This window comes from Sphingobium sp. RAC03, assembly GCF_001713415.1.
Taxonomy (GTDB): domain Bacteria; phylum Pseudomonadota; class Alphaproteobacteria; order Sphingomonadales; family Sphingomonadaceae; genus Sphingobium.
This window is the reverse complement of record NZ_CP016456.1, coordinates 2,218,308-2,233,074: the sequence shown is the minus strand read 5'-3', so window position 1 is coordinate 2,233,074 and position 14,767 is coordinate 2,218,308. Positions and strand designations below refer to the sequence as shown.

Here is a 14,767-nt window from a genome sequence, read left to right as displayed (position 1 = left end):
CCCCGATCAGTTGGCGTCGGCGCCGATGCGGGCGTCGCGCATCAGGCCGCTATTGGGATGGCAATTGATATATTCATAATATTGGTCAGCAGCGTCGACCACCAGCACCTCATGATAGAGCCTGAGCTTCTCAAGCGAAGTGGCGACCCGGAAGAAGGTGACGAAGATGCGCAAATGCGTCGGATGAGATTCCGCCCAGCGCTCCAGTAGGTCGAGCGACCGCCAGTGGCCCAGGTCGAAACTCTGGTCGATCGGTCGCCCGTCCAGGTCGATATGCCGGACATAGCGGTTCGAATAGCAGCCGACACTGGCACCCTGATCGCGCAGGAAATCCATGCCCGCGCGTAGCGTCGGCTCGATCTCCTCCAGATACAGGACGCGCTCTTCCGCTCCGGCCTCCTCCCAATCCTGTCCTGACCGGATCAGGCAGAGATTGTCATGCCCGCCGATGATGACCCGGCCCCGTGCCTGCGGGTCGCCGGCAGCAACGGTCAGGTCGCCCTTCGCCGCCAGCCAGTCGGTCTGCGAAGCGGCCATCCGGTCACGCATCGACCCCCAATAGCCATGTTCCTCAATCTGGTCGCTGACGCGATCCATGACCGCGCCGACGCCGGGCAGCGCATCACGAAAGGCATAGAGCGTCTCGAACTGATCGACGCGTGGGGCCAGTATCTCGCGAAAATAGCCTAGCCCGTCGGACAGGCGCGCATCCGCCTGCCACCAGTCCCGCACCGGCGCGGCATCCTGCCAGCGCGCGAACGCGGCGGGATCGCCCCAGTAGGCGATGGCCATGCGATTGTCATAGCCATCGGTGTCGGCATAATCGACCAGGTCGAAATGACCCGGACCGTCCGTCGCCTGAAACATCGCGACGATGTGCCGCAGCGCATCCAGCGAAGCGGCGTTGGCGAGACCATCGCCACTTTTCGACTGCACGCCGAAATGCGCCATCACGACCTGCTTGAGCGACGGATCGGCACGCGCCACCCACATGGGGAAAGGCGGAACATAGTCGGCCGCGACCCGGCGCGAGAGGCTACGCGGGCATTTGAGGTGGGTATCGATTGCGGATTCCATGTCGCCGATGGTCCTTTCCGGGCGCGAACTTAGCCCTCCATGAGCCGGTCGATAGGCTCGCGGAAAGGCATGGACCGATCATATCGGGCGGCAGCGCGAGATATTGCCAAGGCTTGCGAAGTCATTGGCATATCTTGCTATTCATTCCGTTGGCCTAGGTTCCCGCAAGATGTGTCAACAGCTCCGCAGGATCGGGCAATACGTGCCTGGTCGAGGCATCCAATCTCTTGGCGATATCGGCGCAAGCCCGGCGACCTCGCCCGAACTGAGGTCCGCTTGCGGTCGTATCGACCTGATCTCATCGAGAGAGGAAAAGGGAATGTCTGTCGGGTTAGAAGAGATGCATGACAACCGACCCGGCCTGCCGTTGCAGGCGTCGGCCGAAGAGCGCGCCCGCGCGCTCTATCAGGTTTTGAAGGACAAGGGCGTTGCAGCGGACGGCTTTGTCGAAGGATGGCAAAAGGTGTTCGAGGAGGATTTCTCCCCCCGGCGCGGCGCAGAATTGGTCGCCCGCGCCTGGACCGACCCGGATTTTCGGGATTTGCTGCTCAGCGATGGCACAGCAGCTGTAGGGCAATATGGCTATCTGGGGCCGCAGGGCGAATATATCGTCGCGCTGGAGGACAGCGCCAGCGTCAAGCATGTCGTAACCTGCACGCTATGTTCCTGCACCGCCTGGCCGATCCTTGGCCTGCCACCGACATGGTATAAGAGCTTTGAATATCGGGCGCGCATCTGCCGCGAACCGCGCAAGGTGCTGGCCGAAATGGGCACCGACATCCCCGCCGAGGTCGCCATCAAGGTTTATGATACGACCGCCGAAACGCGGTACATGGTCCTGCCCGTCCGTCCCGAAGGGACCGGGGGCTGGAGCGCGGAGCAACTCGCCCAGATCGTCACCAAGGACTGCCTGATCGGCGTCGCCTTGCCCAAGGCAGGCTGAACCCAAGACTTCAAGCAAAGGACAGACATAATGGACGGTATCCATGATCTCGCCGGGATGCAGGGCTTCGGGAGGGTCGATCATATCGCCGATGCGGACGTCGGCGGCCCGTTTCACCATGACTGGGAGGCGATCGGCTATGGCGGCATTTTCCTGGGTGTGGAAAAGGGCATTTTCAGCATCGATGAAGTGCGTCACGCGGTCGAGCGGCTGGAGCCGCTCTATTATCTGATGACTCCCTATTATGAACGCTATGTCGTCGGCGTAGCCTCCCTACTGGTCGAAAAAGGCGTGTTGACGCAGGATGAACTGGTCGCCGCGACCGGCAAGCCCTTCCCGCTGGCCCGGCCTGCCTTGTCGCAAGGTCGTGCCCCGCGCCAGGATCGCTCCCTCTTTGCGGTCGGCGATCGCGTCCGGGTACGCGACGATCATTTTGCCGGACATGTCCGCTATCCCGCTTATTGTCGGGGCAAGGTGGGGACCGTCACGCACCGCACCAGCGCACAATGGCCGTTCCCTGACGCGATCGGCCATGGACGCAACGACTGCGGATCGGAACCAACGCTCCATGTCGAATTTACAGGGGCTGACCTATGGGGCGACGATACCGACGCCTCCGCCGTGGTGGTCGATCTGTTCGAAACCTATCTCGAACCCGCCTGAGCCATAGGGCCATGGATGACACCCGCCTCCCGGTCACCGTCCTCTCCGGCTTTTTGGGCGCGGGGAAAAGCACCTTGCTCAGTCATATCCTGAAAAACCGTCAGGGCCGACGGGTCGCCATCATCGTCAATGACATGAGCGAGATCAATATCGACGCCGCTGACATCATGCGTGATGTCGCCCTCAGCAGGTCGGAGGAACGGCTGGTCGAAATGACCAATGGTTGCATCTGCTGCACTCTGCGGGAGGATTTGCTGGAACAGATCAGCCTGCTCGCAGCAGAGCAGCGGTTCGATTATCTGCTGATCGAATCGTCAGGTATTTCCGAACCCCGGCCGGTCGCGGAAACTTTCACCTTTATCGACCCTGCGGGAAGAACGCTGGCCGATGTCGCGCGACTGGATACAATGGTGACGGTCGTGGACGCTCGTCACTTCCTGCGCGACTTTCGCGCTGGCGAGTGGCTGGAGGCAGGTTTGCCCGGCGATCGCGACCTCTCACAATTGCTGATCGACCAGATCGAGTTTGCCGACATGATCCTTGTCAGCAAGGTGGATCTGGTATCCGCGGACGCGCTCGACGAATTGCTAGCGATCCTGCGCCGCCTCAATCCTGTGGCTACCATCAGGTCTATGCAGATGGGCAAGGTTCCGCTCGACTGGATTCTCGACACCCGCCTTTTCTCCCTGGAACGGGCGGAAAGCGCGCCGGGGTGGTTGCGGGAACTGCGGGGCGACCATGTACCGGAGACGGAAGAATATGGCATAGCATCCTGCGTCTATCGCGCCCGCGCGCCCTTCCATCCAGGACGCTGGAATGACTTTCTCGCACAACCCTGGAGCAATGGCCGCCTGCTGCGGGCCAAGGGCCATTTCTGGAATGCCGCCCGCTTCGCCGAAATCGGAAGTATCTCCCAAGCCGGAACCCTGATCCACCAAGGCTATATAGGGCGATGGTGGAATTTTATCCCCCAGGTCAACTGGCCCTTAGATGAGGATCGGCGCAGTGCGATCCTGCAGCAATGGGAGGAACCGGTCGGCGATTGTCGGCAGGAACTCGTCTTCATTGGCCAGCATATCGATCGCGAGACGCTATTTAGGCGACTGGACGCTTGCCTTTTGACGGTAGCGGAGATTGCTCTTGGTCCAGATCGCTGGAAAGATTTTGGCGCCGTTGCCGATGATTGAGAAGAAAGAAGGCTCTTAGCGACCTTGATGCGATGTTCAGGATTCGATTGTAATACCCGATGTCCGGACGTTCCGCTTTCCTATTCTGGACACCCAGGACTGGGCTGATTGCAGAATGACTGGTTCCAGATGATATGAACGTGAAGCGGACCATCATTCAGCTGGACTTGTAACCTATTTGCGCCGGTCACCCATCCCATTGAGCCGCCTTGACTTCGAAGGCGAGCAGGCTGATGCCACCGGGATATGAATGTCGACGGCGGGTGATGTAGAGCCCGTTGATCTTCATCAGCCGCCCGTCCCGCCATTGGCCAACATCGAGCCCCACCTCCTTTAGCTCCATCGTCACGCAAGGACGCCCCCTTCGACGACCTGCAAGGCGGGCGCTCAGGATAAACTGCGGTACCACGGCTCAGCCTGTATTGTTCCCGAATATGGGCCAGCACTTTGGCTGAGCCATCCTTCGGAGCCGCTTGCTGATCAGGCGAGAGCGCCAGGAACGATCGCCACGTTCACTCACATCCATGACACGGCAGGGCAGTTCAACGGGCCTCTGGGGCCGACAGCCATGCACAAATGCGAAATTCACGGCCTTTGGCTCGCGAAGAACTGCTTGGCCTTCCCCAGCATTTCCCTCTCCTCCCGCAGCACATGGTTTTCAAGGCGAAGACGCTCATTCTCACGCGCCGGATTTGCATCCTGCGCGGCCATCAGGTCAGATCGGTATCTCCAGCGAGTTACAACAATGATGTTCCCGTGAAGGCGGGAGAGAGCAGAGTCCTCGCCTTAATGTACGAAGCGGGCCACCACGTCGCGGTAGGAGCGGCTGACTTTGACTTGGGCGCCGGATTCCAGTACCAGGAAACATTCGCCATTGGTGTGCGGCTTGACCTGCTTCACCTGGCTCAAGTTGACGATGGTGGAGCGGTGGACGCGCTGGAAGTTGCGGGGGTCCAGGCGCTTTTCGAGATCCTTCATCGTTTCGCGCAGGATCAGGCTGTTGTCGGCGGTGTAGATGCACATATAGTCGCCGGCCGCGTCGATCCGTTCGATGGAATCGACATCGACCCGGAAAATCTGGCCGCGATCCTTGATGTTGATGAGCTTTTCGAAGCGGTTGGAGGCTGGCCCCTCTTCATCGCCCGCGGCGAAATCGGTCATCGCCTGGGGCGCGACTTCGGCCAGCACTTCGCGCAGCTTTTCCGCTTCCTGGACCTGGCGCTTGTCGGACAGGCGCAGCCGCACGCGGTCGAGCGCGTCGGCCAGGCGGCCTTCCTCGACCGGCTTCATCAGATAGTCGATCGCCTGCGCTTCGAACGCGCGGATGGCATGGTCGCTATAGGCGGTGACGAAGATGAATAGCGGTGGTTCGACTTCCATCATCCCCTGCACGACGGAAAATCCATCGAAACCAGGCATTTGGATGTCGAGGAACACGAGGTCGGGCTTGTGCGTCTTGATCGCACGGATGGCTTCGCGGCCATTGGTGCAGGTTTCGATGATGTCGACATCCTCATGCGCTTGCAGACGCAGGGCAAGGCCCTGGATGGCCAGGCTTTCGTCATCGACGAGGATAGTTCTGATGGTCATGCGGCCACTTTCGGTTTGTCTTCCATGTTCAGCGGAATTTCGATGATGACCGAAAATCCGCTTGGGCTGGAACGTGTTTCGAAGCGCTGTCGTTCCCCGAAAGCCTGAATTAACCGGTCCCGGATGTTCGGCAGGCCCACGCCCATGCCCTCGCTGACCATCATGTGCGGCTTCATTCCGCCTTCGTTCAATCCCGGACCGGTGTCCGATACGACGATCCGCACATTTTCACCGGCAGGCTGCGCGCTGACCGAGATTTCCGCCCCCTCCTCCTTGGGCGTGACCGCATATTTGATCGCATTTTCGACGAGCGGCTGCAGCAGCAGCGATGGCAGCCGCGCATGGCCGACCGCCGGATCGATGATGAAGACCGGCCGCAACCGCTCCTCGAAGCGCATCTTCTCAATCTCCAGATAGAGTTTGAGCGTCTCGATCTCCTGTTCGATCGTCACCTGCGCGGTCGGTTCGTTGACGAGCGTGTAGCGCAGGAAGGACGACAGCCGCGACAGCATCGCATTGGCGCGGTCGGTCTGTTTGAGCAGCACCAGCGTCGAGATGGAGTTGAGCGTATTGAACAGGAAATGGGGGTTGAGCTGATAGCGCAGCATCGCCAGTTGCGCGTTGGCGGCCTGCGCCTCCAGCCGCAAAAGCTGGTCGGCTTGTTCCTCCACCGTCAGATAGAAGTTGATCGCATAATAGAGCGCCGACCAGGCCCCGATCAGCGTGACCGACAGATAGAAAGCGCCCAGGAACAATTGCACTCCGGCCGTTTCGCTGCCCTTATTCTGGGTCGAAAAGACCCAGGCGTCGATGAAGGCGACCAGCCCGGCGGCGATCAGCACGGCGAGGATGGATACGCCCCAGGTGATGATCGGCCGCTGTTTGAGCAGGAAGCGGAACATCACCGCGATCAGCAGCGTGACCGAATAGCCGGTCGCGGTGGAGATCATCACCGGCACCAGGCTGGAGAAGGACTGGCCATTGGCGATCGTGGACGATCCGCGCAGCAGGAAGGCACCGGCCCATCCCAGCGATTGCAGGTTCCAGAAAGCGCGGTTCTTGTCAGCGAAAAAGGGCTGAGGCTGGATACGGGGCACGGACATCGCGCGGGAGACTAGGCGATTTCCGCGCGGGGGTGAAGCCGGGTTCAGGCTGCGGCTGCCGGTTCTTCCGCCATCGGCGTGATTTCATCCGGGCACAGCCACACCAGATCGGCGAAGCTGAGCGGCCGACCGTCATGGGCATGGATGGCGATGGGACGGATCGGCTGGCCATCGCGCTTGTCGGCCAGCACCTGGCACGACATGGTGCCACAGCCCCACCGTTCGCCCCATTGGCGCAGCGCGATCATCGCGGGCACGAGATCCTCGCCCTTTTGCGTCAGGCGATATTCGACCTTGCGCCGGTCACACTGCATCGGCTGGCGCAGCATGATGCCATTTTCGACCAGCCGCGACAGGCGATTGGCCAGGATGTTGCGGGCGATGCCCAGCGTCGATTGAAATTCCTCGAAATGGCGGATGCCCGATAAGGCACCACGTAGGATCAGGAACGACCAGCGTTCGCCCATCATCTCCAGCGCGCTGGGCAGCGCGCATTGTTCCAGATCCTGGGCGAGATTATGTTTCATCGTCATAGCATATAGCGCAAAGCCACAGGCGTTGCAAAAGTGCAGCCTTATTCGGGCAAATGGGATTTTTTTGTTGCGTAACAAGGCACTTCCCACACAATCGGGAAACGATGTTACGCCAGTATGAACTTGTCGAACGGGTAAAGCGCTACGATCCCGATGCGGACGAAGCGATGATCAACCGCGCCTATGTGTTTTCGGTGCAGAAACATGGGAGCCAGAAACGCGCGAGCGGCGACCCCTATTTCAGCCATCCGATTGAAGTCGCGGGGATATTGACCGACTTCCATCTCGACGACCAGACCATCGTCACTGCCCTGCTGCACGACACGATCGAAGACACGCTGGTCACCTATGAAGAGATAGAGGCCGCGTTCGGCAAGGATGTCGCCCGCATGGTCGATGGCGTCACCAAGCTGTCGAAGATCGAAGCCATGTCCGAAAATGAGCGGGCGGCGGAAAATCTGCGCAAATTCCTGCTCGCCATGTCCGACGATATCCGCGTGCTGCTGGTCAAGCTCGCCGACCGGCTGCACAATATGCGGACGCTGCATTTCATCAAGAATGAAACCAAGCGCCGCCGCATCGCCAAGGAGACGATGGACATTTATGCCCCGCTCGCCGAGCGGATCGGCATGTATGATTTCATGCGCGAGATGCAGTTGCTGTCCTTCCGCGAGCTGGAACCGGACGCCTATGACAGCATCACCAAGCGGCTGGAGCAGTTGAAGGAAGGCGGCCATGACAAGGTCGATCGCATCGGCGCGGAATTGCAGCTATTGCTGGGCAGCCGCGACTTGCCGGTCACCGTGTCGGGGCGCGAGAAACATCCCTATTCGATCTGGCGCAAGATGCAGGAGCGCCACATCAGCTTCGAGCAGCTGACCGACGTCATGGCGTTTCGCGTCATCACCGACAGCCCGGAGGATTGCTATCGCGCGCTGGGCGTCATCCACCAGACCTATAAAATGGTGCCCGGCCGCTTCAAAGATTATATCTCCACCCCGAAACGCAACGGCTATCGGTCGATCCATACCACGGTCATTCATCAGGACAATGCCCGGATCGAGGTACAGATCCGCAGCCGCGACATGCATAATCATGCCGAACTCGGCCTTGCGGCGCATTGGGCCTATAAGCAGAAGGGCGACGCCACGGACCAGCAGGCGGCGTGGCTGCGCGACCTGGTCGAAATCCTGGAACAGAGCCAGGATGCCGACGAACTGCTCGAACATACGCGCATGGCGATGTATCAGGATCGCATCTTCGCCTTCTCGCCCAAGGGCGAGCTGCATCAATTGCCCAAGGGGTCGACCCCGGTCGACTTCGCCTATGCCGTCCACACCTCGCTTGGCAATCAGACGGTGGGGGCAAAGGTCAATGGCCGGGTCGTGCCGCTGCGCACCTCCCTCGAAAATGGCGATCAGGTCGAGATCCTCAAGTCCGACGGGCAGGAGCCGCAGCCCGGCTGGCTGACCTTCGCCATCACCGGCAAGGCACGCGCGGCGATCCGCCGCTATATCCGCCAGAAGCAGCGCGGCGAGGAGATCAAGCTGGGCGAGAAACTCTATGACGAGATTCTCGGCCGCTTCTCGCCTGACCTCGCCAAGGAATTGGGCGACAAGGCGCTGGCAGGCGCGCTCAAGCGGTTGAAGCTGGAGGATCGCGCCGCACTGATGGTCGCGATCGCCACGCACCGCCTGCTCGATTCCGAAGTCATGGAAGCGCTCGTCCCCGGCTCGACCAGCGCCATCGGCATGGAGGAAACCCACCCGCGCCAGCATGCCCCGGTGTCGATCCGCGGCCTGACGCCGGGCATCGCCTATAACCTCGGCGATTGCTGTCATCCAGTGCCGGGCGACCGCATCGTCGGCGTGCGCCGCACGGGCGAGCCGATCGAGGTCCACACCATCGATTGCCGCGCGCTCGAAGCGGGGCAGGATGATGACTGGATTGATTTGAGCTGGGACAGCAAGTCCAAGGGCGGCACCGCCCGCCTCTCGGTCATCGTCAAGAACCAGCCCGGCGCGCTCGCCGCCGTCGCCAATGTGTTCGGCGCGACCAAGGCGAACATCCTCAACCTGCAACTGGTCAACCGCGAAGGCCCATTCCACACCGACGTCATCGACCTGGAAGTCGCCGACGCGCAGCATCTGATGCGGATCTTGTCGGCGCTCCGCGCGATCGACGTGGTGGTGCAGGCGGACAGGGTTTAGCGTCTTGCGTAGCGATTAATGGCCGGGCGGGTTAGGCGTCACCGCGCAGGAATTGGCCTTGTCGCCATGGTCGGCACCCGGAACCGTGATGATCGCCCGCCGATAGCGCGTCAGCTTTGGCGTGCCGGAATCCTGCACCTCCAATATGACGTGGATTTGGTAGGTCGATGGGGGTGTGAACTGGTCAATCTGGACGGTCTGGCCGATGACAATCTTGGTTTCAGTCCCCGTTTGCGCGGACAGCGTGACCTCCGGCGCGAAGAGGCCGGTCGCTTCACGATACCAGGACCAGCGATATGTCAGCGCATCGCCGTCGGTATCGCGCGACCCGATGGCCGACAGGCTGATGGGCACGCCCGCGCACCCTGTTATTTCGACGGGGGCCACACCATCCTTGCCATTCATCACAATCGTTGGCGCATGGTTGGCATCGGCATAGCGCGGCGACACGGACCAAGCCATTCGCGCGGCGAAATCATTCTGGAAAGCCGCACGCCAGCGCCAGACCGTTGCCTGCGGCGTGGAATGCGACGCCCCGTCGGCGCCGACGACCGTGTCCGCCGTCGTCGTCCACAGCCCCAGATCGTCCGTCAGCCGTTCGTAGCGTCCGCCCCAACCGCCCCAATCCGGCCGCTCCGGAACCGAAAGGCCGTTGGAAATCAGGTTCAGGAAAGACGGCGTGTCCCCCTCCATGATGTAGGCGGGCAGCGGATAGCTGGCCCCCAACGGGCCTTTGGCGACGATATTGGCGCTCAGCCACGCCTTGCTGACCGGCTCTGGATCAGCACCCAGCGCCGGTGCGGAAATGCCGGTCCAGGTCGCCAGCCGATAGCGCGTGAAGCCATGAACATTGGCGACCCAGAATAATTTGGGGAAATAGGCCCGCGCCCACGGCCCTGCATCATCCTGGTCGGAAATCGAATAGACGCGCAGTTTGGCGACGAACCGGTCGAGTTCCGCCGGCGTTCGCGTTGCGCGCACGGTCCAGAGCGCCTGGGCAAGATCCGCTGCGCCGCCCCAAATCGCGATCCACACCGGGCGCGGGTCAGGCCGATCCACCGCCTCGATGATCAGGCGGGAAGCCGCGCTGTCCTTGCCCGGTCCCACGCCGAGCATTCCGTAGACCGCGCTCCCCGACAGTGTGACTGCTCGCAACCGCTCGACGCTGGGATAGCGATCATCGTGAATCTTCAGATTGGCCAAAGATTGCCCATAAGCGGCCAATCGTTCTTCGATCATCCCTTTATTCGTGCCGACCGGCAGATGGCGTGATGTCGAAGCGACCAGTCCTTCGATCTGTATGTCATTGGCGTAGGTCAGCAGCCGGACCATCGATTCCGAATCGTCGGGCTCGTTGCCGATGTCGGTCAGCACAATCAACCTGGGCTGCGCGGTATCCTGGGCCGATCGCGCGGCGGACACCGCGTAAACGGGCGTAACGATGATCAGCCCGCCACAGAGCAGCGCGCGCGCAGCCAGCTTCATCTTCGTCCGCATCATGCCTCTCCTTTACGAACCAGGTCGTTCGTCTCCGTCTGGCCATAGCGCGGTGGCCGGTCAATGCCGTAGGCTTTGCTTGCTTCGCCATCCCGCAGCCAGGGCTCCAGCAGGCCGTTCTTATCCACTTTCCGCGTGACAAAGCGCGCCCCTTCCGCTAACGGCCCGGTAGCGAACCCTTCGGGGTTCACCGTCCGAGACAGTTGGTGAAGGGAATATGCCCTTCTTAATGTCCAGCCTAGACGGGGAAAAGTTCTTTACCGAACGGGCCATATGCCCGATTCGGGTCTGCCTGTTCCCGTCAAACGGATGCGGGCCAGTCGATCTCTCCCCTTCGGACTTAGTGCCCCGTGGCTTACCCCACGGGTTTTAAGCGTTCGTCGGATTTCCGCCGAACAGAAAGTGGAGAATGGCATGGATCGTAATCAGAAAGCTGAGGTCGTCTCCAAGCTGAACGCAGAGCTGGCAGAAGTTGGCGTGGTCGTCGTGACCCGCAACCTCGGCATGACCGTCGCCCAGTCGACGGTTTTGCGCCAGAAGATGCGGGAAGCGGGCGCGACCTACAAGGTTACGAAGAACCGCCTCGCTCGTATCGCCCTTGATGGCACCGACTATGCCGGCCTCAGCGACATGCTGACCGGTCCTGTCGGCCTTGCCACCTCGGCCGATCCGGTTGCAGCCGCCAAGGTTGCAGTCGAATTCGCAAAGACCAACGACAAGATCGAAATCGTTGGCGGCGCGATGGGCGGAATGCTGCTCGATGCAGAGGGCGTCAAGGCGCTCGCATCGATGCCGTCGCTGGACGAACTGCGTGCAAAGATTATCGGCCTCATCCAGGCGCCGGCAACCAAGCTCGCTACCGTCATCCAGACACCGGCTTCGCAGCTCGCGCGGGTCTTCAACGCCTATGCGGAGAAGGACGCGGCCTAAGGGCTGCCCCCGACCCCTTTTCGTTTGACTCATTATCTGACGGGGCAAACGGCCCCAAAGTAAGGAAATATTGCACATGGCAGACATCAACGCACTGGTCGAACAGCTTTCGGCCCTCACCGTCCTCGAAGCCGCCGACCTGTCGAAGGCTCTGGAAGAAAAGTGGGGCGTTAGCGCCGCTGCTGCCGTCGCCGTCGCTGGCCCGGCCGCTGCCGCAGCGCCTGCTGCTGAAGAGCAGACCGAATTCGACGTCATCCTGACCGGCGACGGTGGCAAGAAGATCAACGTCATCAAGGAAGTCCGCGCCATCACCGGCCTGGGTCTGACCGAAGCCAAGACGCTGGTCGAATCGGCTCCCAAGGCCGTCAAGGAAGGCGTCAACAAGGACGAAGCCGAGAAGGTCAAGAAGCAGCTTGAAGAAGCCGGCGCGACCGTCGAACTCAAGTAATCGGTGCGCCCCGCGTCATGCGGGGCACAACGTTCCGGTTTCGACCGGACGATATCGGGCGGCTCCTTGCGGGGCCGCCCTTTTTCGTTGGGGTGACGCGGGCTGGCGGCGTTTGGTTTTGGCCGATCAGATGTGCGCCAGCTTTGCGCACATGGATGCATGGGCAAAGTCGGGTGTGACGGCGATGGGTAGATGGCGGACCATCCAGTTTCGGACTCCGTTTTCCCGATAGCTGACATTTTAGATGTCCGCACCATGCGGTGCTTGCCCATCCCATTCGGCTCCCTCTGCACAGCCGCCGCTCTTACACTCAAGGAAACGATCCATCATTGCGCGGACCCGAACGATCTGACGGCAATTCGCCCCATTATCTGGCCGGAACACCACTATAGGCTGGATAGGTAGTTTGGAGATCGAGATTAGACGGGAGGCTAACGCAGACCGTGATATTTCACGGCCATCGAACAAAATCTGGTTTTCTCTCGTTAGCTCCAACACGCTTAATGCAGAGAGCCTAGCGTTCCATTGAGGTTTTTGATCCCAATGTCCCGCTCGACAAGCATTGGAAGCGGATGAGGCGACGATGATGCAACCAGCAAGAGCTATCAGCCAAAACGCTCCGCCTACAAGTATCTCGCGCCGTTCCATGGCATCTCTCCGTTTCGGATCAGGCACAATCTATCGAATGGCCGGTTTGCGGCGAGCTAACAACAAAATTGAGTAGGCATTTGTGGTCGATACCGGGCGAATAGCTTTCTATTCCCCGCCCGCTTGCGGGAGGGGCAGCGAGACTTAATGAGCGGAGCGAATTTAGTCGCAGCGGGGCGGGCCAGCGCGAGCGTTGCGCTAAGCCCACCCCCTAGCCCCCTCCCGCCGGCGGGAGGGGGGACAGCCTTTGTGCAAGGGCGGCCTTTCCGATTCAAGTCCAGTAAGAGCCTCGACGTTATAGCGGAAGCTTCATGGCGTCGCGCCTAATCCTATAAACAGCGCCAACCGGAAAAAGATAGCCCCATCCCCTCCCCTTCCCGCCATGACGGTTGGCGGCGGGGCGATAGCGGGGTAGGTCTGGTTATCGCCATGTTCGCCCGCCCTGCCCTGCCGCGTCGTTATCGCCCCCTGTTTGCCGCCGTCGCTGCGCTGGCAACGGTTAGCGGCTGTTCGCGGGAGGGTAGCGGGCCGGTTGTCGTCAGCGTGGTGGGCGACCGCGCGGATGTGACCAAGCCGTTGCAGCGATTGCCCAACCCGGCGGCCAAATTGATCCTGGAAGCGACCGCGCAAGGCCTGGTCGGCTTCGACGCCAGCGGCGAAATCCTGCCCGCGCTGGCGCAGCGCTGGATTGTCGAGGATGACGGGCGCAGCTATATCTTCCGCCTGCGTCGCGCTTTCTGGCCCGATGGCACGCGGGTCACGGCGCGCGACGTCGCACGGATATTGCTGTCGCGGATCGTGGCCCAGCGTCGGCTCGACCCGGACGGGCCATTCGACGCGGTGCAGAGCGTGGTGCCGATGACGGGCGAAGTGATCGAAATCAAACTGACGGTCGCACGCCCCTTCCTGCTGCAGATATTGGCCCAGCCGCAAATGGCGATCCTGGCGCGGGAAGGCGGCACTGGTCCCTATCGCCGCGCGCAGCAGGGCGAGGCGCTGTTCCTGACCCCCGTCGATCGCGCCACCGGCGACGATGAAGCGGCCGACGACGAGCCTATCCCGCCATCGCAGACGCGGGTGTTGCGCGCCGAAAATGCCGCGCTCGCGATCATCCGGTTTCGCGAGGAACAGGCGGCGCTGGTGCTGGGCGGGCGCTTTGCCGACCTGCCGTTGCTGCTGCCCGCCGGGGTCGAGCGGGACGCGGTGCGGACCGATCCGGTCCAGGGCTTGCTGGGCCTGGCCGTTACCGGGCGCGGCAAGCTGCTGGATGATGATTATGTCCGCGCAGCGATCAACATGGCGATCGACCGCGCCAGCCTGTCCGCCCTCTTCCCGCTCGGCGGCTGGGCCACCAGCGAGCAGATATTGCCCTCCGCGCTCGACCTTGGCCGCTCGCCGACCGCCCCCGCCTGGGCCGGGCAGTCGATGGACGAGCGCCGCGCGCTGGCCAGCGCCACCATGACGCGGTGGCGGGCCGACAATGGCGATCCCCCGCCGCTGCGCATCGCCCTGCCGCAGGGGCCGGGCGCGACGCTGATCTTCGGGCTGTTGCGGCGGGATCTGGCCGCGATCGGGCTGACCGCGGTGCGCGTGGCGATCAACCAGAAGGATGCGGACCTGCGCCTGATCGACGAAGTGGCCCCCTATGACAGTGCGCTCTGGTATCTCGGCCGCGTGGGGTGCGCCCGTGCGGTCCATTGCAGCGATGCCGCCGATGCGGCGCTACAGGCCGCGAGTCTCGCCAGCAACAGCGACAATCGGATCGCCCATATCTCCCAGGCCGAAGCGCTGATGCAGGCGCATAATGGCTATATCGCACTGGGCGCGCCGATCCGCTGGTCGCTGGTGTCCAAACGGTTGAGCGGCTTTCAGCCATCGCGTCGTGCGCGCCACCCATTGAACCATCTGTTCCGTCGCCCCAATTAAGGGGGAAGGAGA

Annotated in this window: 13 protein-coding genes; 7 read left to right on the top strand and 6 right to left on the bottom strand. The window is 61.6% G+C overall.

The features are described 5' to 3' along the window. Positions 1-6: 6 nt before the first annotated feature. Positions 7-1,077, bottom strand: coding sequence for an aliphatic aldoxime dehydratase (oxdA, locus tag BSY17_RS15395; protein ID WP_037480141.1), 1,071 nt, complete (start codon positions 1,075-1,077; stop codon positions 7-9). 319 nt (positions 1,078-1,396) lie between these two features. On the opposite strand from oxdA, the gene nthA reads away from it, so the two are divergent. Genes nthA through BSY17_RS15380 form a run of 3 tightly spaced genes read left to right on the top strand, consistent with a single transcriptional unit; the run spans position 1,397 to position 3,870 of the window. Beyond that, entirely contained in the window at positions 1,397-2,020 is a 624-nt protein-coding gene (gene nthA, locus BSY17_RS15390) for a nitrile hydratase subunit alpha (RefSeq protein ID WP_069066141.1), read from the top strand. 30 nt (positions 2,021-2,050) lie between these two features. Then, positions 2,051-2,683, top strand: a complete 633-nt coding sequence (gene nthB / locus BSY17_RS15385) for a nitrile hydratase subunit beta (RefSeq protein WP_069066140.1) — start codon at positions 2,051-2,053, stop codon at positions 2,681-2,683. Between the two features lie 11 nt (positions 2,684-2,694). Then, positions 2,695-3,870, top strand: coding sequence for a GTP-binding protein (locus BSY17_RS15380; RefSeq protein ID WP_069066139.1), 1,176 nt, complete (start codon positions 2,695-2,697; stop codon positions 3,868-3,870). A gap of 187 nt (positions 3,871-4,057) precedes the next feature. On the opposite strand, the gene BSY17_RS21605 is transcribed toward BSY17_RS15380, so the two are convergent. From BSY17_RS21605 to BSY17_RS15360, 4 genes are all read right to left on the bottom strand, one after another. Further along, complete coding sequence (locus BSY17_RS21605; protein ID WP_171899254.1) at positions 4,058-4,219, bottom strand: hypothetical protein; 162 nt, start codon at positions 4,217-4,219, stop codon at positions 4,058-4,060. Between the two features lie 437 nt (positions 4,220-4,656). Continuing rightward, positions 4,657-5,460 (bottom strand): LytR/AlgR family response regulator transcription factor, encoded by an 804-nt coding sequence (locus tag BSY17_RS15370; RefSeq protein WP_037476896.1) that lies wholly within the window; start codon positions 5,458-5,460, stop codon positions 4,657-4,659. After that, positions 5,457-6,563 (bottom strand): sensor histidine kinase, encoded by a 1,107-nt coding sequence (locus BSY17_RS15365; RefSeq protein ID WP_037476898.1) that lies wholly within the window; start codon positions 6,561-6,563, stop codon positions 5,457-5,459. Before BSY17_RS15365 ends, BSY17_RS15370 begins: the two co-directional genes overlap by 4 nt. A gap of 44 nt (positions 6,564-6,607) precedes the next feature. Then, positions 6,608-7,090, bottom strand: coding sequence for a winged helix-turn-helix transcriptional regulator (locus BSY17_RS15360; protein WP_037478935.1), 483 nt, complete (start codon positions 7,088-7,090; stop codon positions 6,608-6,610). Positions 7,091-7,200: 110 nt separating this feature from the next. On the opposite strand from BSY17_RS15360, the gene BSY17_RS15355 reads away from it, so the two are divergent. Next, positions 7,201-9,306 (top strand): RelA/SpoT family protein, encoded by a 2,106-nt coding sequence (locus BSY17_RS15355; protein ID WP_037476901.1) that lies wholly within the window; start codon positions 7,201-7,203, stop codon positions 9,304-9,306. Between the two features lie 15 nt (positions 9,307-9,321). On the opposite strand, the gene BSY17_RS15350 is transcribed toward BSY17_RS15355, so the two are convergent. Then, positions 9,322-10,806 carry a DUF1593 domain-containing protein gene (locus BSY17_RS15350; RefSeq protein WP_069066138.1) on the bottom strand — a complete coding sequence of 495 codons (1,485 nt, stop codon included), beginning with the start codon at positions 10,804-10,806 and terminating at the stop codon, positions 9,322-9,324. 411 nt (positions 10,807-11,217) lie between these two features. Here BSY17_RS15350 and rplJ point away from each other — a divergent pair, with 411 nt between their 5' ends. From rplJ to BSY17_RS15335, 3 genes are all read left to right on the top strand, one after another. Then, complete coding sequence (gene rplJ / locus BSY17_RS15345; RefSeq protein ID WP_069066137.1) at positions 11,218-11,733, top strand: 50S ribosomal protein L10; 516 nt, start codon at positions 11,218-11,220, stop codon at positions 11,731-11,733. A gap of 76 nt (positions 11,734-11,809) precedes the next feature. Continuing rightward, positions 11,810-12,181 (top strand): 50S ribosomal protein L7/L12, encoded by a 372-nt coding sequence (gene rplL / locus BSY17_RS15340; RefSeq protein ID WP_037476909.1) that lies wholly within the window; start codon positions 11,810-11,812, stop codon positions 12,179-12,181. A 1,077-nt stretch (positions 12,182-13,258) separates the two neighbouring features. After that, the gene (locus BSY17_RS15335; protein WP_069066136.1) at positions 13,259-14,755 is read left to right on the top strand and encodes an ABC transporter substrate-binding protein; all 1,497 of its coding nucleotides are present in this window, start codon (positions 13,259-13,261) and stop codon (positions 14,753-14,755) included. The last annotated feature ends 12 nt before the right edge of the window (positions 14,756-14,767 follow it).